The sequence below is a fragment of the Streptomyces sp. PA03-5A genome, assembly GCF_033792725.1.
Lineage (GTDB): Bacteria > Actinomycetota > Actinomycetes > Streptomycetales > Streptomycetaceae > Actinacidiphila.
In genome coordinates this window covers 1-22852 of record NZ_JARAVL010000029.1, presented here as the reverse complement: position 1 = coordinate 22852, position 22852 = coordinate 1, and the positions used below count along the sequence as shown (strand labels likewise).

Genomic DNA, 22852 nt, shown 5'->3' with positions numbered 1-22852 from the left:
GGATTCGTCCCGGATCCCCCTCGCGGGTTTTCCCGTCGGCACCGCCCGGGGCTCGCCGGCACCTGAAGTGAGGCCGGGCCGTCAGGCCGGCAGCGGCCGGTAGGCGGTGCCGGCCAGGACGCCGCTCGTCGAGGACGGGCCCCGGCCCTCCTCGATGAGCGGCGCTCGGCCGGCCAGCGCCTCCGTGGACCTCCGGCCGGATTGCTTTTCCTCCGGTATTCGTGCCGCCGAGAATGGCACGCACCTTCTATTCCCCTGCGTCGCGACGCGATTAGGGTCGAGGGGGTTGTCGAATTCCCGTGACGGTGAGGCGTTTTCCCTCCTCCGGCGATCGGCGCTCCCTTCCCCGCACGCCAAGGAGTTGCCGTTGTCCACCGATCCCCTCGCCGACACCGTCGCCTCGCTGATCCCGGCAGCGCGGGACGAGCTCGCGGAACTCGTCGCGTTCAGGTCGGTCGCGGACCCGGCCGTGTCACCCCCCGAGGAATGCCACAAGGCTGCCGCCTGGGTGGCCGGCGCCCTGCGGGACGAAGGATTCGACGACGTACGCGTCCTCGACATGCCCGACGGCCACCAGTCCGTCCACGGTCACCTCGCGGGGCCGGCGGGGGCTCCCACGATCCTGTTGTACGCGCACTACGACGTCCAGCCGGCCCCGGACGAACAGGCCTGGCGCACCCCGCCGTTCGAGCTGACCGAGCGCGACGGACGGTGGTACGGACGCGGCACCGCGGACTGCAAGGGCGCCGTGGTCATGCACCTCCTGGCCCTGCGCGCGCTCAAGGCGCACGGCGGCGTGCCGCTGAACGTCAAGGTGATCGTGGAGGGCTCCGAGGAGCAGGCGACGGGCGGCCTGGAACGGTACGCGCGGGCCCACCCCGAAGTGCTCGAAGCCGACGTGATCCTCATCGGTGACGCCGGGAACTTCCGCCTCGGGATGCCGACCGTCACCGCGTCGCTGCGCGGCATCACGATGCTCCGGATCGGCGTCGAGACCCTGCGCGGCAACCTGCACTCCGGCCAGTTCGGCGGGGCCGCGCCCGACGCGCTCACCGCGCTCGTGAAGATCCTCGGCTCGCTGGTGGACGACGACGGATCGCCCCGGGTCGAAGGCCTGGAGACCGGCGGCGCATGGCGAGGACTGGCCTACCCCGAGGCCGATTTCCGCGTGGACGGCGGGGTACTGGACGGGGTGGACCTCGTCGGCACCGGCTCCGTGGCGGACCGGCTCTGGGCACGGCCGTCCCTCAGCGTGATGGGCATCGACTGTCCCCCCGTCGTGGGTGCCACCCCTTCCGTCCACGCAAGCGCGCGGGCGGCGATCAGCCTGCGCATCCCTCCGGGCGTCGACGCCGCGCAGGCCACGGAGCTGCTGACCGCCCAGATCGAGAAGCACACCCCGTGGGGCGCACGGGTGTCCGTGGAGCAGGTCGCCCAGGGCGAGCCGTTCCTCGCCGACACCTCGAGCCCCGCCTACACCGCCATGGCCGAGGCCATGCGCACGGCCTACAGCGGTCGCGACCTGAACATCGCGGGGCTCGGCGGCGGCATCCCCCTGTGCAACACCCTCGCCTCCCTCTACCCACGGGCGGAGATCCTCCTGATCGGGTTGTGCGAACCGGAGGCACAGATCCACGCCGTGGACGAGAGCGTGTCCGTCGACGAACTGCGGCGGCTCGCCGTCGCCGAAGCCCATTTCATGCGCCACTACGCCGGAACGGGAATCCGCGGATAGCGGGCGGATCCCATGAATCAGGTGCCATTACCGAGGGGAAGCGCCGTCGTCCACACCGCGGCCCCCGATCCGCGATCCGTCACTGATCCCGCAGCACCCGCGGCGACCCGCTGCCCGGAGGCATCCGCCGTCCGGCGGCGCGCGCCGCGGCTCGCCCGCCTCCTGGAGCACCCGGTGCGGAAAGCACTCGTACCCGCCGTACTCGCCACCGCCGTACTCGGTGTGTTCGCCGTCGTGCAGCCACGCGGTTCCGACGCGCACGGGGCGGCGGTCGAGGCCGCCCCGCCGGCCGGTCTGCGGGTCGGCGCCGTCTGCTCGTCGGACATCGACTACGCCACCGAGGTCTCCTGCGGGCTGGGGAACTTCGGCGACGTCCGCTTCCGGTGCGGGTCCGCGGGCACCGCGGCCGCTCCGTGCCCGCGGACCCGCACCGTCACCCTCGAGAACACCGGGCGTACCGCCCTGCGGCTCGTCACCGTCAGCGGCTCGGCGCCGGGTGAGCGGCACGAGACCGTCTCCCGCCTGCTGCGCCCCGGGACCCGGACGGCCCTGGGGCCCCGGGCCGGCGACACCTACCTCTACGACATCGTCCTGCGTTTCGACGCGGGCCCGGCGCAGGCACGGGTCGTCGCCCTGTCCTGAGCCCGGCCGGTCGAAGGGACCCGTCAACGGATGACCAAGGAGAATCGCGCGATGTCCGAGCTCGGACGCCTGGTGGCCGGGAGATACCGGCTGGTCGAGCGGATAGGCCGTGGCGGCATGGGTACGGTCTGGCGGGCCGAGGACGAGCTGCTGGGCCGTGCGGTGGCGGTCAAGCGCCTCCACCAGCCCCAGCCGCACCTGCAGGACGACGAGCTGGAGACGTTGTTCGAGCGGACCCGGCGGGAGGCGCGCAGTGCGGCGCGGATCAGTCATCCCAATGTCGTGGTGGTGCACGACGTGGTGGACGACGAGGGTCTGCCGACGATCGTGATGGAGTACGTGCCGTCGACGACCTTGGGCGATCTGCTGAAGGAGCGGGGTCCGGTGGCGCCGGGGGAGGCGGCCCGGATCGGCCGGGGGATGGTGGCGGCGTTGCGTGCGGCGCATGCGGCGGGGGTGCTGCACCGGGATGTGAAGCCGGGCAACGTGCTGTTGTCGGCGTCGGGGCGGGTGGTGCTGACGGACTTCGGGATCGCGCAGGCTTCGGGGACGTCGACGCTGACGCGGACGGGTGAGCTGATCGGTTCGATCGACTTCCTGGCTCCGGAGCGGCTGACCGGTGGTGCTCCGGGGCCTGAGGCGGATCTGTGGGCGTTGGGGGCGACGTTGTTCCAGGCGGTGGAGGGGCGTTCGCCGTTCCGCCGGGACACGGCGATCGAGACGGCGTACGCGATCGCCACCGATGAGGTGCCGGTGGCGGGCCGGGCGGGGCCGTTGGCGCCGGTCATCGCGGGGTTGCTGGTGCGGGAGCCGGAGCGGCGTCTGTCGGCGGCGGAGGCCGAGCGGGTGCTGCGGGCGAGCGCCGCCGAGACCGAGACCGAGAACGTGTCGCGGGACGGCCTCGCATCCCCGGTCGGGCCGGCCCCTGCCGTGCGCCCCCGGAGCAGCGGCACCACGACCGCGCCCGTCCGCTTGCCGCGCCCCCGGCGCCGCGGCGCCCCGTTGTGGACCGCCGCCGCCCTGGTGCCCGTCCTCGCAGGCGGGGTCGTGTACGGCGTGCCGCACTTCGGCGACCGGCACCACGGCACGGCGACCTCGCCCTCGTCCCCGCCCGCGGTGACCACGCCGGGCACGCCCTCCGCCTCCGCCGCGGCCGGCCCTTCCCCGTCGGCGGCACCCTCGTACGCACCGCCCCCCGTCCCGGACGGCTACCACCTTGTCGAGGAGCGGGACCGCGGCTTCTCCGTCCCCGTGCCGGACGGCTGGAAGCGCCAGGTGAGCGACGGCGGGCGGCAGTTCGTCTACGTCGACCCGACGGGGCTGGTGGGCCTGCGGGTCGCCGCGCTCGACTTCGCGGGCCCCAGCCCGCTGCAGCACTTCGAGGACGTCGAGGAGCAGATGGTCCCCGACCTGGAGGGCTACGAGCGGCTGCGGATGCAGAGCACCCGGTGGCGCGGGAGGCCCGCCGCCGTATGGGAGTTCACCTTCAAGGGGACGGCCCGGGACTTCCGGGCCGTCGACCTCGGCTTCGGGCAGCCCGGGGAAAAGGAGTTCACCGTCTACCTCTCCGCTCCGTCGGACCGGTGGGGCTCCTACCGGGCCGTCTTCGACAACGCGGTCGCCGGACTCCGCCTCGACGACTAGGTGCGCTGTGCGGGGTCGCCGGCTTCGGCCGCCCCGGCCGGTACCGAGGGGGCGGTGTCCGCGAGGGTGCGCAAGTGCGGCCGGCGGTCGCGGCGGAGGTCCCCGGCGACGAGGGCGACGACCGCCGCGGAACCCACGAACTCCAGCAGGCTCTGGGACGTGTCCACGAGGGACTGCGGCACCGTGCCTGCCGCGTGCGCCCACAACTCCGTGAGCGCCGACGGCATCATGAACAGCGACAGACCCACGGAGAAGCCGGTCGCGACGGGGCGGCGCCGGGTGGCGAGGAACACGCCGGCCCCGCACAGCACCGTCAGGCAGGCCCACTGGTAGGGGGCGGAAACGCCGAGGACCGCCCGCCCGGTGCCCTTGCCGACGAGCAGCTCGCCGAGCGTGCCGGGGCCCACCTCGAAGGCCGTCACCGCGTTCCGGCCGATGTAGAAGACGTTGAGCACCGCCAGCAGCAGGCCGGAGGTCGTGGCCGTGACCTTCACCGGGCGGATCCCGCCACCGGAGACCGCGTCCGCGGCGGAGGCCCCGTACTCCATCTGCCGCGCCAGGACCAGGAGCCCGCCGAGGACGAGGGCCAGCACCACGGCGACGGCGGCGGTGCCGCCGACGGCGCTCACCGAGGCGCCCTTGAGCGTGCCGAACCACGGGTCGGAGGGCGAGTCGAGCAGGAAGTACCAGACCGCGGGCAGCCGGAAGCCGAACGTCACCGCGCACGCGGTCACCAGCAGACCGCCGGCGCCCCGGGTCTGATGGAGCGCCGCCAGCCCGGCGGCCAATTGCAGCGCCGCAAGGCCGAGGTCCAGCGAGGACGTCGCCGACAGGCCGGGCGCGTCACCGGCCGTCCACAGCGCCCATGCACCCGGCAGGCCGCGCACGACGACGTCGCGCACGAGCCAGATCGCCGTCTGGGCGAACAGCGCGAGGCTCAGCACGGCCATGGTGACGCGCACCTGATGAAACGACACGCGCGGATGGTTCACGGTGTGCGGTCTCCTTCGACCTCGGACGGCGGTTGACGCACCAGGGACCGCGCGGCACGGCGATGCGCGAGGCACAGGGGGCGGCGGGCCATCAGCATGACAAAGCGTCAGAGGCGATGGCCAACACCCCTGAGATATCGGCACATCCCTTCCATCGCCGGGCGCGGATCTTCCAATCGGGCGTGCCGGGAAGCCCGGTCGGGCGGGACCCGCGTCAACCGGCCGAGGACGATTCGTCAACGCACAGTCGACGAGGCGTGAACACCCACCGGGTTGACTGATGGGAGCGACAGCACACCACGAACGAAGACGACGGAACGGACACATGGTGGACGTCAAGAACTTCCAAGGGCGCCGTGGAAGCGCCGGCAGGCGGATCTATTTCCCGTGCGCCGGCGGCACGGGCTGAATGCATGCGCATCTATTTGGGTGCCGAGAATTTCTGCGGTGTCATCGGTCGGTAACCGATCACGGATGAGGTCGTCACAGGGTCCCTGCGTGCCTGGTCCGGTGCCGGGTGAACGGCCAGAGTGAGGGACATGGCGGGGAGGGGCCTCGCCGGCGTCAAGAAATTGGGGTTATTCCGATGCAGGTTTCGACTGTCCGCCGTGCCGTTCCCGTTCTCGCTCTGGTCGTGGCCGGTTTCGCCGTGACGGCGTGCGGACCGGATACGAAGGACGCTTCCGGAGCCGGCTCCTCCCCGTCCTCCGCGGCGGCGCCCTCCGGGATCACGTCACCGGCCCGCGGAAATTCGGGCGACGCCGGTTCGGACGGGGAGGACCGGGATTCCGAGGCCGGGTCGTCCGACCGTTCCGCGGGACAGGATTCCGTCGCCGATTCCGGCTCGGGGCGTGAGGGCGGAGCACAGCGGTGCGCGTCCTCGCAGCTCTCGGTTTCCATCGGGGACAAGGAATCCGGCGCGGGCACGACGCATTTCCAGCTGGTCTTCCGGAACACGGGCAGGGCGGCGTGCACGCTCACGGGCTTCCCCGGGGTGTCCTTCCACGGGCGTGACGGCGGGCAGGTGGGCAACGCCGCGGAACGCACCACGGGGACGCCGGTCGCCACGGTGACCCTGGACCCGGACGCCCGCGCCGTCGTCGACGCGCAGGCGCCGAACGGGCAGGCCGGGTACTCCGACGACGCGTGCGCGCTGCGGAGCGTCAACTACCTCGGCGTGTTCCCGCCCGGTTCGAAGGACCAGATCAACGTGGCGTGGAAGGCCTCGCAGTGCAGCGGCCGGGGCGCGGGCGGCCTGAAGGTCGGCCCGGTCCGGCCCGCCCGCTGACCCGCGCGTCCCGGGGGGGGGCCGGCCACCGGGCCGGCGGCCGGATCCCCCAGGCGGCCCGGGGCCGTGACGCATGGAAGCGGAGTGCCGGTCCCACGCTCCACGCGGACGCCGATCTGGCACGGTCGTACTATTCGGTGAGCGGTGCCGTCGGAAATAATGCCGACGAGCAGCCGTCGACGCGCCCGTGGCGTGTCGTACGAGCTGTGCCCGCCCCCGCCGTGCGGTGTTGCCGTCGGCTGACGCGCACTCCCGGCGCCGGGCGCACCCGGTCGTGAACGACCTCACGGGCAATGAGGCCCGTCTCGGTGACAACCTTGTCAGAGGTGCCGGAGCGCGCTGTGGCCCTCTTGGGCACGGGGCGCCCTGGTGCGGCGTCCGCATCGTCGGGAATCGGCTGAGGTGCTCGGCATCCCTTTGCGGGTGTGTAGACCGGGCGGCCGATCGGGGGTGAACAATATCAATTCAGGTTTCACGTCGATCGCTCAACGCGTTCTGCGGCGGGTGACGGGGCGATCGCGGGAGGATGCGGGTGGAAGGTCAGCGGACGGCGGGCTCGGTGAATTCATGGCCGGTTCACGACAGCGCGATAAAGTACCGGGAGAGAATGAGCCTCACGGCCGAACAGGCACAAGTTTCTGAGCGCCATTTCACGCAATGGGAGCGGGGTCCGTTCTCCCACCTCATACGCCTGGCCGTTCCTCGTCCCGCCGTTCACCGCGGTTTTCGATTCGCCGCGAACGGGCACCTCATCGACGGCCTGCTGTCCGCCCAGGTGTACTGCGATTCGCTGACCGGGGTATCGGGCAACAACCACGACCGTGATCCGATCGTGGCCGATCTGGTGACCTCGGGATGGATCGAGTTCCTGGGCGGGAAGAAAAGGCATGCGGTCAGGCCCGGGCAGATCTGCATACGCGACACCAAGTCCTCCTGGGAGTTCTCCTGCTCGCCGGCGACGACCGCGCACGTCATATCGATCCCGCGGCACCTCGTCGTTCCGCGCCTCGGATCGCTCAAGGCGCTCAGCGACGCGTACGTGTCGGACGTCGACGTCCCCGAGGTCCGGTTCTTCGTCAACTTCCTTGAAACGATCAAGAGGAGCAGCGGCGAACTGGCCGGTTCGGTCGCCGCGCAGCGGATGGCCAGGGACGCCGTGGCCACCCTGTTCTCCCGGATCATCTCGGAGCGCCCCGGTCCTGGGCTGGACGACCACCCCAGGGCCGTCGTGGTCGCCGCCAAGAACGTCATAGAGAAGCACCTGGAGAGCGGCGACCTGTCCCCTCCGATGGTCGCCCGGAGCGTCGGGGTGTCCCTGCGGACGCTGCACCGGTGCTTCTCGGCGTCGGACGACTCCGTCATGGCGTTCGCCCGGCGGAGGCGGCTGCAGAGGGCGCACGACGAGCTCATGAACGTGGGCGGCGCGGCCGGGATGTCGGAGATCGCGGCGCGTTGGCACTTCTCGGACGCCAGTCACTTCATCAGGCACTTCAAATCGTTCTACGGGGCCACTCCGGCCGCCTACTTGAGAGACCAGAGAAAGGTCGGTCCGTCATGACCCGAGTCCAGGACCCGCTCGCGCCGGTCGCATCCGCCTACACCGACGTCGTGGAGGGACTGGCCGGCGCGGCCACCGGACGCACCCGCAGGGGTGCGGGCGGCACCCTGCTGGCCGTCACCGGGGCGCCGGTCGCCTCGCTGAACGGCATCCTCGCCCCGGCGCTGGAACCGGATGCGGTAGAGATGGCCGCGCTGGCGGCCTCCGAGCCGTGGGACGTCCCCTGGAGCATCTACGTGCGCGGGGTACCCGGAGCCGAGGTCACCGAGGTGGCGGCACAGTACGGGCTGACCCGGTTCGACCGCACACCGCTCATGATCAGGAACGCAGCCGAGGGAATGCCACCGGAGCCCGTCGACGGGTCCCTGACCGTCCGCGCGCTGGGCGGCGGCGAACTCGGCCTGTACGCCGAGGTGATGGCGGAGGGCTTCGAGGCACCGTACGAGTTCTTCGGCATGTTCGCCGATCCGGCCGTCGCCCGCATCGAGGGGTTCACCTGCTACCTGGCCGAGGTGGACGGCGTGCCGGTGGGGACGGGGCTGGGAGCCGTGTCCGGCGGTCTGACGGGGATCTTCAACATCTCCACGCTCCCGGAGTACCGGCGCCGCGGCTACGGGAGGGCCGTCACCATGGAGATCGTGCGTGCGGGCCATGCCGCAGGTGCCACCACCGCGTACCTCTACGCGAGCAGCATGGGCGAATCCGTGTACGCCTCGGCCGGCTTCCGCACCGAGGAGCAGCTGACCATGATCTCGGCCCCGCCGCAGGCGTGACGACCGGTGCGGCCCGGCCCGGACGGTGTCCCGCGCCGCCGCGCCGGGCCGGGGCACCTGGAGTCCCCGCCCTTCACGGCCGCCGGGGGAAGTCGTGCACCATCGCCACCCTCGGCTCCAGGACCTGCCGCGGCACCGTGTGGTCCGTGTGGACCGCCACCGGCATGGTCACCACGACCTCCAGCGAGGGTTTGAGCTCCCCGCCGAGGGCGGACCGGGTGTCCGCGCTGGATCGGGGCTCGCCCTGCCGGGTACCGATCACGAGGGGAACGGTCAGACCGAGGTCCGCCAGGGCTCCTCCGAGGTACCCGGCCGGCAGTGACTCGTGGGGGAGCAGGCAGGACAGGACCGCGGAAAGGAGCCGGTGCTCGTCCTCGGCGCGGTCGGCCCACGCCGTGAGCAGGTACGACAGCCGGAACCAGCGGGGCGGTCGCCGATGCGCGGTGAACGTGCCGGCGGGATCGCGCAGTGCCGCCGCACCGTGCTCCCGAGCGGCCGTCTCCTCCCGCACGTCGTAGAGGTGCGCGTTCACGGTGGGAGCCCCGCGCCGGGTCGCCCAGGCGCGGGTGGGAGCGTCGAAGACGATGTCCGCGGTCCCGCCGGGCAGCGCCCGCGCGGACAGCAGGCGCCGCAGCGCCTCGTCGACCTCGTGGATCACCGGTGGGCTTCCGGGGTGCCGGCGCGTGCGCCCGTTGTGAGGCGGGGCCGCGGCCGCCGGGTGATCACCCCGGCCGCCCTTCCTGCCGTAGCTGCCGCACTTGTCATACCTGTCGTACCTGTCGCGTGTGCCGCCATCGTCGTCACCGTCCTGTCCCACGCGTCCCGGGCGCCGGGCCGGTGGGGGTCCGGCCCGGCGCCCGACCGGCCGTCAGTCCTTGCTGTCCTTGGCCTTCGTGCCGTCGGGGGCGACGGCGAACCAGGTGCCGCCGACGCCCTCGCCCTTGGTGTCCCCGGCCGCCGTGTCCTTGGAGAACTTGTAGACCGGCCAGCCCCCGATGGTCAGCTGATGCGTGCCGTCGGGCCTGGTGACCGCGGAGATCGTGGTGCTGTCCAGCCCCTTGAAGGTGATCTCGTCGTTGACGAGGACGGGCGGCCAGGTGACCGCGCAGGCGTCGACGCAGGTCGCCTTCGAGGGATGGGCGGAGTCCGGGTCGAAGCGGTAGAGCGTCCTGCCCTCACCGTCCACCACGGTGCTGCCGAGACCGTCGTTGTGGCCGAGCTGCACGGTGGCGGGCCAGTAGCCCCCCGACGGGTTGGTCGCCCCGGCCCCCTGACCGCCGGAGGCGCCGTTCCCGGTACCGCCGTTCGCGGTACCGCCGGATCCGGCGTCCTGCGAGGCGGCGGCGGGTGCGGCGGGAGCCTGGGACGCGGATCCGCCGTCGGGGTCACCGCATCCGGCGAGCAGCAGGACACCTCCGAGTGCTGCGGCCATGCCGAGCGATGCGTAGGAACGCGACATTGCTTCTTCCCTTGCTGTGTTCGTACGAGCAGGTGTACATGGCACGCGGGGGCGCAGCGCCCACGGGACGCTGCCGTGCCACCGACAGACAACCGAACGGGCATCCACGTTCCATGGACGTCTCGTTGACGATCCGTTCACGGGCGACCCGGCGCGGCTCCCGGGGGCGGCCGGGGAGGCGGGACCTCACCGCCCCCGTCCAACTCCTTGATCCTGGTCCGGATGTCGTCGCCCCGCCCGTGGCCCATCGCGTCGAAGACGTCCAGGGCGTCGCACCAGGCGTCCCGCGCGTCCGCCGGCCGGCCCATGCTCAGGTAGGTGTCGCCGAGCCGGCCGAGGGTGTCGGCACTGCCGTACAGGACGCCGATCGCGCGGTAGCGGGAGAGGGCTTCCCGGTAGGCGGACACGGCCTTCTCGTGCTGGCCCAGTCGATGGTGGGCATAGCCGATGCTGTCGTGGGTGTCCGCCGAGCCGCACACGTCACCGACCGCGTCGTGCAGGGGCACGGCCTCCCGGCAGTGGACCAGGGCCTGGTCGTACTGTCCGAGCAGGGCGTGGTACCAGCCGACCGCGTTGAGCGAGCGTGCCGTCGTCACGGCGTCGCCGCTCGCCCGGCTCAACTCCAGCGCCCGTGAGGCGTGGTCCAGCGCGCCGCGTACGTCGCCCTGGCGCTCGGCCAGCCATCCGGCCTGGCGGTAGGCGTTCCCGGCGGTGGCGGCGTCCCCGGTGCCGACGAACAGCTCCACCGAGCGCGCCATGTGCGCACGGGCCTCCTCCATGCGGCCGAGCGTCGCCGTCGCCCGGGCGAGCCCCAGGAGGGTGTGCGCCTCGGCGAGCAGGTCCCCCAGGCGGCGCGTCGCGCCCAGGGCCGCCCGGTGGGTCTCCTCTATCTCGTGCCATCCGAACCGGCGGTCCAGGTAGGGCCTGACGGCCCAGGCGAGTCGCCACGCGTGCGTGTCGAAGGACCGGTCGGAGGCCAGGCCAACGCAGGCGACCAGCGCGGCGTGCTCGGCGTCGAACCATCGTCGTGCCGCTTCGCCGCCGCCCCCGCGGGCGAACTCCTCGACGTACGCGCCCGGCGACGCCGGGGGTATGCCGATGTCGTCCCGGCCCGAGGTGAAGAGCCGCCTCGCGTGGCCGGCGCTGTGCAGGTAGTGGTCCAGCAGCCTGCGGCGCCCCGCGTCCTGCTCGTCCTCCGTCTCCGTCGAGTCGAGCAGTTCGGATGCGTACGCGCCCAACAGGTCGTGCGAGACGAACCGGCCGGGGCTGCGCTCGTCCACGAGGTGGGCCTGGAGCAGTTCGTCCAGCAACCGGCGCGTGTGCGCCATGGAGAACCCGCCGAGGCTCGCCGCGGCACCCGTCCCGGCGTCGGGGCCGGGATGGAGCGCGAGCATCCGGAACAGCCGCGCGGCATCGGCGCCGAGGGCGCGGTAGGAGCAGGCGAAGGCGGCGCGGACGTCGGCCGCGGCGTCGCCGCTGCGGAAGGCGTCGAGGTCACCGGCGCTGCCGTGCAGTTCCGCCGCGATGACCGACAGCGGCATGGCCGGGCGGGTCACCGCACGGCCGGCGGTGATCGCCAGCGCCAGCGGCAGCCGGCAGCACATCGCGACGATGTCCGCGACCGCCTCGGGCTCGGCCGCCGTCCTGGTACCTCCGAGACGACGTGTCAGGAGGCTGTGCCCCTCCGACGCCGACAGCACGTCCAGGGGGATCGGCCGGGCACCGTCGACGGCCACCAGGCCGGCCATCTGGTCGCGGCTGGTCACGATCACCAGGCATCCGGGCGCCCCCGGCAGCAGGGGCCGGACCTGGGCGGCGTCTCGCGCGTTGTCCAGGAGCAGCAGCACGCGCTTGCCGGCGAGCCAGGTGCGGTGCAGGGCCGCCAGCGCGTCGACGTCCTGCGGCTCGCTCCCGACGGTGGCACCCAGGGCGTCCAGCACCGTGCGCAGGGCCTGTTCCGGGCCGAGCGGAGGACCCGCGTGGTCGAAGCCCCGCAGATTGAGGTAGATCTGCCCGTCGGGGAAGCCGTCGGCGACCTGCCGGGCCCAGTGGACGGCGAAGGCCGTCTTCCCGACGCCCGCCATGCCGGTGACGACGCTCACCGCCGCCGCCCCGCTCTCCGCCGGCAGGCCCGTCGCGGCGGACAGTTCGGCCTCCCGGCCGACGAACGTCGCGGGGCCCGCGGGCAATTGGGCCGGCGTCGCCGCCGCGGTGGGAACCTGCCCGCGGGCGGTGTCCACCTGCTCCGTACGGGTCTGCTCCGTACGGGCCTGTTCCGTGCGGGCCTGGGCCGTACCCGTCCGGGCCGCCGGGGCGACGAGGTCGCCGTCCGCACGCAGCACGCGCTGGAACATCCGCTGGAGGCCCGGGCCGGGGTCGACGCCGAGCTCCTCCGCCAGCAGTTCCTGTCCCTCCCGGTAGGTGGCCAGGGCCGCCGCCTGCCGTCCCGACCGGTAGAGGGCGAGCATCAGCATCTCCCGGAACCGCTCGTCGAGCGGGTGCTCGCTCACGAGGCCGGTCAGCTTGCCGACCGCCTGCACGTGCGAACCGAGGTCGATCTCGGCCCTCATGAGCATCGCCTCGCCGGACAGCCGTTGTTCACCGAGCCTGTGCCGCTGGGAGTCCGCGTACGCGCCCCGGACTCCCGACAGGGCGGATCCCTGCCACAGCGCCAGGGCCGCACGTGCGTGCCCGGCCGCCTCCTTCGGGCTCCCCGCGTCGAGGGCGCGCTCCGTCCGGGTGAGCAGCTCCTGGAAGATCCCGAGGTCGAGTCCGTCCGGTGGCATGCGGAGCTGGTAACCGCGTCCCACGGACTGGATCGTGGAGGACGCGCCCTCCCCACCGGGGTCCAGTGCCCGGCGCAGCCGGTGCACATAGGTGCGCAACGTGCCCAGCGCCGAAGCGGGCGCCCGCGTGCCCCACACCGCGTCGATCAGTTCGCCGGCCGAGACCTGGGCACCGTCGGCCAGCAGGAGCGCGGCCAGCACCGCCCGCTGCTGGGGCGGTCCCAGGTCGACCTCGTCCGCACCCCGCCATGCCCTGACCGGCCCCAGGACGGCATAACGCAACTGGTCCTTCAATGGTCTTCCTTCTGGGCATCCCTGATGCCACGCCGTGTGCGGCGGGCCGCCCGCGCCGTGGCCGGCCCGCGCGAACCGCCTTACGTGCCGGTCGGTCGCCAGGTCCAGCTCGGCCGCTGGTAGGCGATCCCGAAGCCGTACCGCAGCATGTTCCGGTAGGAGGGGTTCGGGTCTTCCGGGGTCGAGGGCCCGGTCTCCACGACGAGCCACTCGCAGCCCGCCTCGCGGGCCGCCAGGGCCCGGGCGTGGATGAGGGCCCCCTGCGCCCCGAGGTTGCGCGCCTGCGGCAGGGTCCCTCCCGCGAAGAGGGAGGCCACCCGGCCGTGGATGCGGAGCTTGCCTCCCGCGACGATCTTCCCCCCGCCGTCCCTCACGCCGAAGGGACGCCATGAGGGATGTCCTGCCGTGGCGACGGCGGCGGGTGGGAAGCACCGTCCGCCGATCCCCATCGCGGTGGCGACCGTACGTGCCCACTCCGCGGCGTGCTGCGGTCGTACGACCTCCACGGACAGGCCGTCACCCAGGCGGAGGGAGCGGCCGGCGGCGATGACGTCCTCCACCGGAGCGGCGAACTTGACCACTCCCGCGCCGCCCTGCAGCGCGAACTTCTCGGCGATCCGGTCCCAGTCCGCCGGCAGCACGGAGGGCGCGAACTGGAGAACGGCCAGGCCGGGCCGGTGAGCCGTGTAGAAGTCGAGCACGTCGGCGACGAGGCCCGCGGTGACGGGTGTCCCGAAGCCGAACCCGAGCGCCCTGCTCCAGCACCTGTCGGGGTCGTCACCGACCGACAGGCAGACGCCTCCGTGGAGCCGTGCCGCCGCCATGGCCAGGTCGACGCGGTCCTGGCCGGACACCAGACCCTCGAACTCGAACATCTCCTCCGCCTCCGCCGACTCCAGGAGGGGAAGGACGTCGCTCGGAAACCTCATGGAACCCCCGTGATGCGCCGCTCGCCCCGTGCCGCCCCCGCGCCCGCCCGGACCGTCCCGCGGTGCGCGGGGCCGCCCGGCGAGGGCGTGTCCGAGGGCAGGCCGAGGTGTCCGCGACCTGGGCGAAGTCTTCAGGCCCCAGTTTTCCCGGCCGTCGCGGTGATGAATAGAACGGACGTGCCATGTTCGCCTCGCCGTGCACACCTTTTGGCGTGGGGAGCTCTCCGGCCGCCTCACACGACGGTGGTGACGACCGCGTGACGGTCGCTCAGGAGCGGGATGACGCGCTCCAGGGCGAGGTCGCGGAAGTGGGGGCTGTCGCGGTGGGCCTGGAGGGCCGCCCGGTCCTCGTAGCGCTCGACCAGCACGATGTCCCCGTCGTCGGTCCCGTCCGGGTGGAAGACCTGGTAGCCCAGGCAGCCCGGTTCGTCCCGGGAGGCCCGTACCAGTGCCGTGAGCGTGGCGAGGACGGTGTCGCGGCTGCCGGGCGCGGGGTTCCACCGGGCGATCACGACGACCTGGCCCGGCTGGGCGTCGGTCAGCGGCCACGTCGCCTCGGGGGTGTCGTTCATCGGCTCGGTGCTCCCGTCGTCCGCGGCGTCGGTGGCGCGCACACCGGCCACCCAGGGGCATGGTGGCACCCGTCAACGGGGAGGCCGGTGCCCTGGGCGGCGTGTCCCTTCCCCTTCGCCCGGAGGCCGGACGGCTATTCGAGTCCGGCCGACCGCGAACCCGACCTGGCACGCCGGGGCCGGCCCGCCCGAAGCGGGCCGGCCCCGGACCCGGCTGCCTCAGACGGCGGCCCCGGCCGGCTGCCGGGGAGACTCACGCAGTGCGCTCTCACGCTTGGGCAGGGCGACGCAGGCCAGCGCGGTCAGCAGCGAGACCGCCGCGGTGAAGAGCGCGACGGGCCAGGAGGAACCGCCCAGTGACAGGAGGTAGGTGGCGACCATCGGGCCGAAGCCGCCACCGACCGCGGCGGCCAGGTGGTAGCAGAGGCTGCTTCCCGTGTAGCGGACCTCCCGCGCGAACAACTCCGCCACCTCGCCGGCGAGTACGCCGTACCCGGACCCGATGAAGACCATCGCCCCGCCCACCGCCACGTAGAGCAGGGCCGGCTCACGCGTCTGCATCAGCGCGAAGGCCGGGAACGCCCAGACGAGCAGCGCGGACGTCGAGATGACGGCCACCCGGCGAGCCGTGATGCGACGGGCCGCGAGGACGCCCCCGTAGATGAAGGCTCCCTGGACGACGGCCGCGATCAGGTTCGCGGGGAGCGCGATCGAGGCCGGCATGGACAGCGTCGTCGTGGCGTAGCTGAGGACGAACGAGGTGAGCAGGTAGTAGGTGAGGAAGACCCCGGAGAAGGCGAGCGTGCCGATGAGGACCTGCCGGGACCCGCTCCTGAGGACCTGGAAGAACGGCACCCGGGCCCGCTCCTGCCGCTCCGCCGCCGTGGCGTACTCGCGGGTCTCGGACACCTTCACGCGGATGTACAGGCCGACCGGGACGAGCAGCGCCGACGCCAGAAAGGGTATGCGCCATGCCCAGTCCCGGAGTTGCGCCGTCCCGACGGAGGTGCTCAGCACGGTGAAGACGGTCGTCGCGAGCAGCAGACCGCCGGGGCTCCCCAACTGTGCGAAGGAACCGTAGAGCGTCTTCTTCCGCTCGGGGGCGTTCTCCGTGGCGATGAGCACGGCCCCCGCCCATTCGCCGCCGACCGCGAGGCCCTGCACGAGCCGGAGGACGATGAGGAGGATCGGGGCCGCCACGCCGATGGCGGCGTAGGTGGGCAGCAGGCCGATGAGGAAGGTCGCGCTCCCCATCGCCAGGAGCGTCACCACGAGCGTGCTCTTCCTGCCGAAGCGGTCACCGAAGTGGCCGAACACGACGGCCCCCAGGGGACGTACGAAGAAGCCGACCGCCAGCGTCATGAACGACAGGAGTTTTCCGACCAGGGGGTCTTCCGAGGGGAAGAACACGTCGTTGAAGACCAGTGCCGTCGCGGTGCCGTAGATGAAGTAGTCGTACCACTCGATGGCCGTGCCCACGAACGAGGCGGCGGCTATGCGGAGCGGGGACGTGGTCGAGTGGGTCGCGCTGGTGCTCATGAGTCACCTCTCGTCGGTGGCGCCATCGTCAGTGAGCCGATCCGTAGCCGCCGCCACCGCCGGTGCGGACGGTGATCCTGTCTCCGCGGTTGAGGATCTCCTGGTACGTGCAGTCGAGGACCTCGACGCTGCCGTCGGCCCGCTCGATCGTGAAGTTGCCCGTGCCGCCCTGGTCGCCGCCCTTGATCCCGGCGGCTCCGACCGTGTGCCGGTCCGCGTACCCGGCGACCGAGACTCCGTCGGTGGTCGCCACGTAGGTGCGGCTGATGCCGCGTCCGCCGCTGTGGGCGCCGGCCCCACCGGAGCCGTCCACCAGCGCGTACTCCTCGATCCGAAAGTGGTCGAAGTCCGTCTCCAGGGCCTCGACGGGAGCGTTGGCGCAGTTGGAGATGGGGTTGTCCAGAGCGTCGGGCCCGTCGTGATCGGCGCACGCGCCCCAGCCGCCGCCGAGGATCTCCAGTGACACCTGGTAGCCGTCGGTGCCACGCTTGCTGACCGCGATCGCCGTGGTGGTGTCGAATCCGGTCGCCACGGCACGCTCGGGCAAGGCCTGTCCGAGCGCCCGGACGACCGCGTTGAAGACCCGGGAGGCCGGCGTCAGCCGCGCGCGTACGGCGGCCGGTGGCCGCGGATTGAGTACGGAGCCGTAGGGGGCCGACACGGTGATCGGACGGTTGCAGCCCTCGTTGAAGCCGATGTCGGGCGAGTCCAGCATGCATCGGACGGCCGACTGGACGGCTGAGACGGTCGACGCCATCGGGCAGTTGACATTGCCGAGGATCTGTTCGGAACTGCCGCCGAAGTCGACGGAGATCTCGGTGCCCGAGACGGTGACCTCGGCCTCCACCCGGGCCTGGCCGGCTCCCCACGGGGTGGCGTCGAACGTCTCCACGGCGCGGTAGACGCCGTCCGGGATGAGGCCGATGGCCGCACGGACCCGCTTCTCCGCGTAGTCCTTGACGTCCGTCATCGCCTGGAGCACCTCGTCCCGGCCGTGCCGTCGAACGAGATCGGTCAGCCGCCGCACCGCCGTGCCGCTCGCGGCGAACTGCGCCTGGAGGTCCCCGATCACCGCATCGGGGACCCGTACGTTGGCCGCGATGATCTGGCGGACGAAGCCGTTCGGATCGTCGAAGTCCCGCGAGACCGAGAAGCGGGAGAGCGGCAGCCGCAGCCCCTCCTGGTACAGCTCCGTGGCGTGCGCCGAGAGTCCGGCGTGCGAGCCTCCGATGTCGACGTGATGCGCGGTCGAGGCACCGAAGCCGATGAGTTCCCCGTCGACGAAGACGGGGGTCAGCAGGTAGATGTCCTGGAGGTGCTGGCCGCCGTGGTACGGATCGTTCATCAGCAGCGCGTCGTCCTCCGTCAGGTCCGCGAGGTCGATGCGCCGGGAGATCCCCTGCAGTGCGAGCGCGATGCCCGCGGTCATGATCGGTATGCACTCGGCCTGGGCCACGACCTCGCCCTTGGCGTCGGTCAGGGCCACGGAGAAGTCACGTGCCTCGCGGACGATGGACGAGATGGCCGAGCGGCGCAGGTTGACCGCCATCTCGCGGCCGATGGCATCCAGACCGGTCTTGATGACGCTCAGCTGGCTGGGGGCGAGATGCATGGTCAGTTCCGTTCCAGGAGGAGGTTGGTGTGGGCGTCCACGGATGCCGACCAGCCCGTCGGGACGAACGTCGTGGAGGTGCCGTCCTCGATGACGGCAGGGCCGATCTGCCTGCCGCCGACCGGCAGGCTGCGCCGGGAGCGGAAGACGGCGTCCACGACGGCGCCGTTCTCGGTGACCGGGTGGGTGCTGACGGGCAGCTCCGCGTCGATGTCCACCCGGGGCAGCACCAGTGGCGGCCGCGGTCGGGTCACGGTGAGCCGCACCGTGACCACCTGGACGGGACGGTCGCTCTCCGCGTGGCCGTACCGGCGGCCGTGCACCTTGTGGAAGTGCCCCACCAGCCCGTCGACCGTCGTCGAGGGCCCGTCGGGCAGGTCGACCGGTACCTCGAAGCCCTGCCCGCCGTACCGCATGTCGGCGGCGAAGGAGAAGCCCGCGTCGTCCAGGGCGACACCCTGGGCCCCGAGCTGCTCCTCGGCCGTGGCGCGCAGACCGTCCATCACCGGCCGCAGGCATTCCTCCCCCAGTGCGGCCGCGTCGCTCAGGTACGTCTGGGAGAACTCCCTGCGGAATCCCGCCGTCAGCAGGCCGTAGGCCGACGCCAGGCCGGCGTGCGGCGGAACGATCACCCGCGTCATCCCCAGGTCCTCGGCCACGGTGGCGGCGTGCAGCGGTCCCGCACCGCCGTAGGCGACTAGGGTGTAGGACTTGACGTCGTGACCGCGCTCGGTCGTGGTGACCCGGATGGCTCCGGCCATCGCCACGCTCGTCAGCAGGTAGACGTCCTCGGCGATCTGCTCCACCGTCCGGCCCAGCCGCTCCGCCAGGGGAGCGAGGGCCTCCCGGGCGGCCGAGGTGTGCAGGGTGTGGCGTCCGCCGAGGAAGGTCTCGGGGCGGAGCAGCCCCCGCACCGCGTTGGCGTCGGTGACGGTGGGCCGGGTGCCGCCCCTGCCGTAGCACACCGGTCCCGGGTCGGCACCGGCCGATCGGGGGCCGACCGTCAGCAGACCACCGCTGTCGACGTCCACCAGGCTGCCGCCGCCCGCTCCGACGGCTGTGATGTCGACCATCGGCACCCTGACCGGAAGCCCGTCGGCGAGCACCTCGGTGGTGAGTTCCGTCCGTCCCTCGTGGACGACGGCGACGTCCGTGCTGGTGCCGCCCATGTCCATGGTCACGATGTTGCGGACGCCGGCGTTCTCGGCGACGGCTATGGCGCCGGCCACGCCGGCCGCCGGCCCGGACCGCAGCATGCTCAGCGGGGCCGACGCCGCCGCGCGGGCCGGGACCATGCCGCCGTTCGACTGCATGACGTGCAGCTCGGCGACGCCGCCTTCGTGGGCCGAAGCTTCCAGATCCGCCAGGTAGCGCTGGATGCGGGGGCGCAGGAACGCGTCGATCGTCGTGGTCGTGGTGCGCTCGTACTCTCGGAACTCACGTGCGCAGGAGCTGGAGAGGGACACCACCAGGCCGGGGAACTCCGCCGCGGCCAGCTCCGCGATCCGCTCCTCGTGCGCCGGTTCGGCGTAGGAGTGCAGCAGGCTGACCGCGACCGCGTCGGCCCCGCGTTCCGTGAGGTCCGCGAGCGCGGCACGCACGCTGTCCTCGTCGAGCGGCTGGAGAACGGCACCGGAGCGGTCGAGGCGCTCCGACACCTCCGCGACCAGTTCGCGGGGCACCAGCGGGGCCGGCTTGCGGTAGGCGAGGTCGTACATGCTGGAACGGTCCTGGCGCTGCAGCTCCAGCAGGTCGCGGAAGCCCCGGGTCACGATGAGCCCGACCCGTGCGCCCTTCCGTTCGATCAGCGCGTTGGTCGCGACGGTCGATCCGTGGAGGAGCACCGCGTGGTCACGCAGGGCGGGATCGAGGTTCCGCAGACCGGTGGTCACCGCCCGGTCAGGATGGGAGGGGGTGGAGAAGACCTTGTCGGTCGCGCGGAGGACCCCGTTGTCGTCCAGCACCACGAGATCGGTAAATGTGCCGCCGCATTCGACGCCGATGCGCATGTTGTGTCCTCGCTGATGGTTGAGGTCAGTAACTGGGCGGTGCTATCGCCCACAAGACCGTGGCTGTTGCGTTTCCGACCTCTCGGACGCGATGGGGTTCGCTGCTCGAGTAGGTGATCGAATCGAGTGCGGACAACCGGTGGACGGCCTCGGCGACCGTCACCTCGACTTCGCCGGAGATCACGAGCAGCAGTTCCTCCGAGTCGCCGTGGCTGTACGGTTCGACGCCTGTCGAGCCGCCCGCCTCGAAAACCCCGATGAAGGCTTCGAGGTGGTTGAAGTGCTTCGGGGTGAGCCGGAGCTTGCGCCCGTCGACCCCGAAGGAGAATCCCTGCTGATCGGTGAATCTGGTGACCGCCGGCCTGTTGTCCCAGGAAGCGGTGAAGAGATCACCCACCTCGAGCCCCAGCACCTTCGCGATCTTCTGCAAGGTCGCGATGCTTCCCGAGTGGACGCCCCGCTCGAGCTGTGACACGAAGCCTTCCGACAGGCCGGCCGCTTCCGCCACGTTCCGCAGCGTCAGCCGGAGAGCCAGCCGCCGTTGCCTGAGCCGAGCACCGATGTGATCGGCCTCCATGTCCTGCTTGGCGGTCGATGACTCCGGGGACTTGACCATGACCCTCCGATCGTTGAGGTGAAATTACATACGGCTGAGCCCGTGCACAAGAGCCTTGTGGAATTGCCTCAGATCTCTGAGGTGAGCTCAAGGTGCGCCCACCGCCGCGAGGTTGGCGCTGGTCAGCGGTTTCGCCGACGAGTCGGTCGTCGATCCACGGCGACGCCAGGATGGCACGCGGGTTCTATCGACCGACGGTGCGCTCGGGGATAGTGGGAGCGGCTGTCGCCGGCGGGTCGGCCCTGCCCTGCCCCGGACGTGATGCGGCCGTTCGGACGGGGTGGATTCCCGGGTCGGGACGGGCGCCGGCGGGGAAAGGCCGTGCGGGCGCCGGCACCTCGGTCCGGTGCGCCTCGTCGTCGCCTGCCGCGCGTGCGGCCGGCCGCGGCTTGCGCTTCCGGATCGCGCGGTGAAGCCCTCTCACCCCCCGGATGTTGGAAGGATTCGATGGCAGCCTCTCCTGACGAGCCGACGGCTGCGGACGACGAGGCGGGGGCCGTGCGCCGCCGCGGCCCGTCGCCGTTGCCCCGGCGGACGCGGAGGACGAACGCGATCGCCGAGGCCGACGCCACCCGGAGCCAGGACCCCCCGGACTGGACCACGCACAGGACCGAGACGCTGCGCGCCAGGCAGGCCGCCGCCCTTCCGGTCGAACCCGAGGACACGTCCGGAGGGTCGCCGTCCGGCTATGCGGACGGATTCGCGGCCGGGCTCGCCTTCGCCTCGTACCCCGAGGTGCCCGTGGCCGAGGGCGGTCCGACGCCCGGAGCTGAACCGCACGGGGGCGCCGGCCGGGAGGGGACCGCGCTCGCGGCCCCCCGTACCCGCGGGCCCCGGCGGCTGCTGCTGGCGGGCGCCTGCCTGGTGGCCGGCCTGCTGCTGTGCGTCCCCTTCCTGTTGCGGGGTTCGGACCCCGGCGAGGGCGGTTCGGCGGCCGCTCCCCGCCCCGGCTCCGTGCCGGGCACCGGGTCCTCCTCGGTCGGCACCGTCCCGGCGAGCCCGCTCGACGTGACGCGCCCGTCCCCGGGACGGGCTCCGGGGCAGTCGTCCGCGGGCGATGCCGAGAGCGAACTCCCGCCGTCCCCTCGGGATCCCGAACCCGGTGAGGCCGCCCCCGGGGCGGAGAGCGGCGAGGTTCCCGTTTCCGCGAGACCCTCCTCCTCCGAGGTGGCTCCAGGTGTGGCGATACGCAGTCACGCTTCCCGAAGGTGCATCGACGGCGGCCCCGTGGAGGGCGCGCTGCTGAGGCTCCGGGACTGCACGGTCAGCGCCGGACAGTCATGGCGGATCGTGCCGGAGGACAGGAGCATCAGGATCTCGGGCACGTGCATGGACGTCGCGGGCGGATCAACGGCCGACGGTGCGGCCGTCCGACTGGCCGACTGCAGCGGCGCCGCCTCCCAGAGGTTCCGGCTCAACCCCGCCCACGACCTGGTCAACCTCCAGGCCCACAAGTGCGTGGAGGCCACGGACCCGTACGGAGGCAACGGCACGGCGCTGCGGCTGTGGACCTGCACGGGCGCGGACAACCAGAAGTGGAGTTCGGGCTGATCCCTCGGCCCGCGGGTCACGCGGAGGGGGAGGGGGGCAGCGGCACGCATGATCAATGGAATTGTCTCCCTCGTTCAATGAAGTCCAGGTGGGAGGCACTACGTTTGAAAGTGGCACCCCGCGTGCCGCTTCCACGTGTCCGGCCCCTCGTACGGCCGTCGGCCCCCGGCATTCTTCGTGGCGACGAAGCCGCCGCAGGTGTCCGGGGGACGCGTGAAATTCCGCTCCCGTGCCGCATCGCATGACGACCGGGTGCTTTTCGTCCCCCGCGCGTATTCCTGACGTGCTGAAAGTCTGAGGAGAATGCAGTGTCCGAACAGCGGACCGACGGCCCGGCACGGCCACCGGTGGTGACCACCGCTCGCGCGGTCGCCGGTGTCTGCCTCGTCATCCCCTTCGTCGCCATGCTCTGGGTCGGCTCGTACGCGAAGCTGACGCCGGAGTTCATCGGCATCCCGTTCTTCTACTGGTACCAGGTGCTGTGGGTGTTCGTGTCCTCCGGGCTGACGTACGCCGCGTACGTGCTGGTCCGTCGTGAGGAGCGGGCACGGAAGGAGGCCGCGAAGTGAAGGACGGGGTCAACGGCGTCGCGCTCGGCGTCTTCATCTTCTTCTTCCTGGTCGTGACGGTCCTGGGTTTCCTGGCCGCACGCTGGCGCAGGGCGGAGAACGCGCTGCACCTGGACGAGTGGGGCCTGGGCGGCCGCAGCTTCGGCGGCTGGATCACCTGGTTCCTGCTCGGCGGTGACGTCTATACGGCTTACACGTTCGTGGCGGTGCCGGCGGCGGTGTACGCGGCGGGTGCGTCCGGCTTCTTCGCCGTGCCGTACACGATCCTGGTCTACCCGCTGATC

The 22852-nt window shown here is 72.1% G+C and carries 18 protein-coding genes and 1 pseudogene; 9 read left to right on the top strand and 10 right to left on the bottom strand.

Going from position 1 to position 22852, the window contains the following annotated elements:
- Positions 1 to 367: 367 nt before the first annotated feature.
- The 3 genes from PV410_RS30775 to PV410_RS30765 all read left to right on the top strand — a co-directional run bounded on the left by PV410_RS30775 (position 368) and on the right by PV410_RS30765 (position 4021).
- Positions 368 to 1735 carry a dipeptidase gene (locus PV410_RS30775; RefSeq protein ID WP_500329032.1) on the top strand — a complete coding sequence of 456 codons (1368 nt, stop codon included), beginning with the start codon at positions 368 to 370 and terminating at the stop codon, positions 1733 to 1735.
- A 174-nt stretch (positions 1736 to 1909) separates the two neighbouring features.
- On the top strand, positions 1910 to 2377 hold the full coding sequence (locus tag PV410_RS30770) for a hypothetical protein (RefSeq protein WP_500329031.1): 468 nt from the start codon (positions 1910 to 1912) through the stop codon (positions 2375 to 2377).
- 51 nt (positions 2378 to 2428) lie between these two features.
- A complete protein-coding gene (locus PV410_RS30765; protein WP_500329030.1) occupies positions 2429 to 4021 on the top strand; it encodes a serine/threonine-protein kinase in 1593 nt (530 codons plus the stop codon).
- On the opposite strand, the gene PV410_RS30760 is transcribed toward PV410_RS30765, so the two are convergent.
- Positions 4018 to 4998 carry a hypothetical protein gene (locus tag PV410_RS30760; protein ID WP_500329029.1) on the bottom strand — a complete coding sequence of 327 codons (981 nt, stop codon included), beginning with the start codon at positions 4996 to 4998 and terminating at the stop codon, positions 4018 to 4020. The two genes, PV410_RS30765 and PV410_RS30760, sit on opposite strands and share 4 nt — an antisense overlap.
- Positions 4999 to 5599: 601 nt before the next feature.
- Between PV410_RS30760 and PV410_RS30755 the strand changes: the two genes are divergently transcribed.
- The 3 genes from PV410_RS30755 to PV410_RS30745 all read left to right on the top strand — a co-directional run bounded on the left by PV410_RS30755 (position 5600) and on the right by PV410_RS30745 (position 8632).
- Positions 5600 to 6301 carry a DUF4232 domain-containing protein gene (locus PV410_RS30755; protein WP_500329028.1) on the top strand — a complete coding sequence of 234 codons (702 nt, stop codon included), beginning with the start codon at positions 5600 to 5602 and terminating at the stop codon, positions 6299 to 6301.
- A 607-nt stretch (positions 6302 to 6908) separates the two neighbouring features.
- The gene (locus tag PV410_RS30750) at positions 6909 to 7859 is read left to right on the top strand and encodes a helix-turn-helix domain-containing protein (RefSeq protein ID WP_500329027.1); all 951 of its coding nucleotides are present in this window, start codon (positions 6909 to 6911) and stop codon (positions 7857 to 7859) included.
- Positions 7856 to 8632: a GNAT family N-acetyltransferase gene (locus tag PV410_RS30745; protein ID WP_500329026.1), complete on the top strand. Its 777-nt coding sequence runs from the start codon at positions 7856 to 7858 to the stop codon at positions 8630 to 8632. The genes PV410_RS30750 and PV410_RS30745 overlap by 4 nt, the downstream gene beginning before the upstream one ends.
- Positions 8633 to 8705: 73 nt before the next feature.
- Here the strand turns inward: PV410_RS30745 and PV410_RS30740 are convergent, their stop codons facing one another.
- The 9 genes from PV410_RS30740 to PV410_RS30700 form a co-directional block, all read right to left on the bottom strand.
- Positions 8706 to 9290: a Pvc16 family protein gene (locus PV410_RS30740; RefSeq protein ID WP_500329025.1), complete on the bottom strand. Its 585-nt coding sequence runs from the start codon at positions 9288 to 9290 to the stop codon at positions 8706 to 8708.
- Positions 9291 to 9500: 210 nt separating this feature from the next.
- A complete protein-coding gene (locus tag PV410_RS30735) occupies positions 9501 to 10091 on the bottom strand; it encodes a hypothetical protein (RefSeq protein WP_500329024.1) in 591 nt (196 codons plus the stop codon).
- Positions 10092 to 10228: 137 nt separating this feature from the next.
- Positions 10229 to 13171 carry an AfsR/SARP family transcriptional regulator gene (locus tag PV410_RS30730; protein WP_500329023.1) on the bottom strand — a complete coding sequence of 981 codons (2943 nt, stop codon included), beginning with the start codon at positions 13169 to 13171 and terminating at the stop codon, positions 10229 to 10231.
- Positions 13172 to 13251: 80 nt separating this feature from the next.
- Positions 13252 to 14100 (bottom strand): GNAT family N-acetyltransferase, encoded by an 849-nt coding sequence (locus PV410_RS30725; protein ID WP_500329022.1) that lies wholly within the window; start codon positions 14098 to 14100, stop codon positions 13252 to 13254.
- A gap of 233 nt (positions 14101 to 14333) precedes the next feature.
- Positions 14334 to 14723 carry a putative quinol monooxygenase gene (locus tag PV410_RS30720; protein ID WP_500329021.1) on the bottom strand — a complete coding sequence of 130 codons (390 nt, stop codon included), beginning with the start codon at positions 14721 to 14723 and terminating at the stop codon, positions 14334 to 14336.
- Between the two features lie 168 nt (positions 14724 to 14891).
- A complete protein-coding gene (locus PV410_RS30715; RefSeq protein WP_500329020.1) occupies positions 14892 to 16211 on the bottom strand; it encodes an MFS transporter in 1320 nt (439 codons plus the stop codon).
- A gap of 28 nt (positions 16212 to 16239) precedes the next feature.
- On the bottom strand, positions 16240 to 17823 hold the full coding sequence (locus PV410_RS30710; protein WP_500329019.1) for a hydantoinase B/oxoprolinase family protein: 1584 nt from the start codon (positions 17821 to 17823) through the stop codon (positions 16240 to 16242).
- Positions 17824 to 17825: 2 nt separating this feature from the next.
- Complete coding sequence (locus PV410_RS30705) at positions 17826 to 19832, bottom strand: hydantoinase/oxoprolinase family protein (RefSeq protein ID WP_500329018.1); 2007 nt, start codon at positions 19830 to 19832, stop codon at positions 17826 to 17828.
- Between the two features lie 25 nt (positions 19833 to 19857).
- A complete protein-coding gene (locus tag PV410_RS30700; RefSeq protein WP_500329017.1) occupies positions 19858 to 20448 on the bottom strand; it encodes a helix-turn-helix domain-containing protein in 591 nt (196 codons plus the stop codon).
- Between the two features lie 447 nt (positions 20449 to 20895).
- On the opposite strand from PV410_RS30700, the gene PV410_RS30695 reads away from it, so the two are divergent.
- The 3 genes and pseudogenes from PV410_RS30695 to PV410_RS30685 form a co-directional block, all read left to right on the top strand.
- A complete protein-coding gene (locus tag PV410_RS30695) occupies positions 20896 to 21999 on the top strand; it encodes a ricin-type beta-trefoil lectin domain protein (RefSeq protein ID WP_500329016.1) in 1104 nt (367 codons plus the stop codon).
- Between the two features lie 308 nt (positions 22000 to 22307).
- Positions 22308 to 22568 (top strand): DUF3311 domain-containing protein, encoded by a 261-nt coding sequence (locus tag PV410_RS30690; protein WP_500329015.1) that lies wholly within the window; start codon positions 22308 to 22310, stop codon positions 22566 to 22568.
- A pseudogene (locus PV410_RS30685) lies at positions 22565 to 22852 on the top strand (sodium:solute symporter); the annotation flags it as partial. The gene PV410_RS30690 and the pseudogene PV410_RS30685, both read left to right, overlap by 4 nt.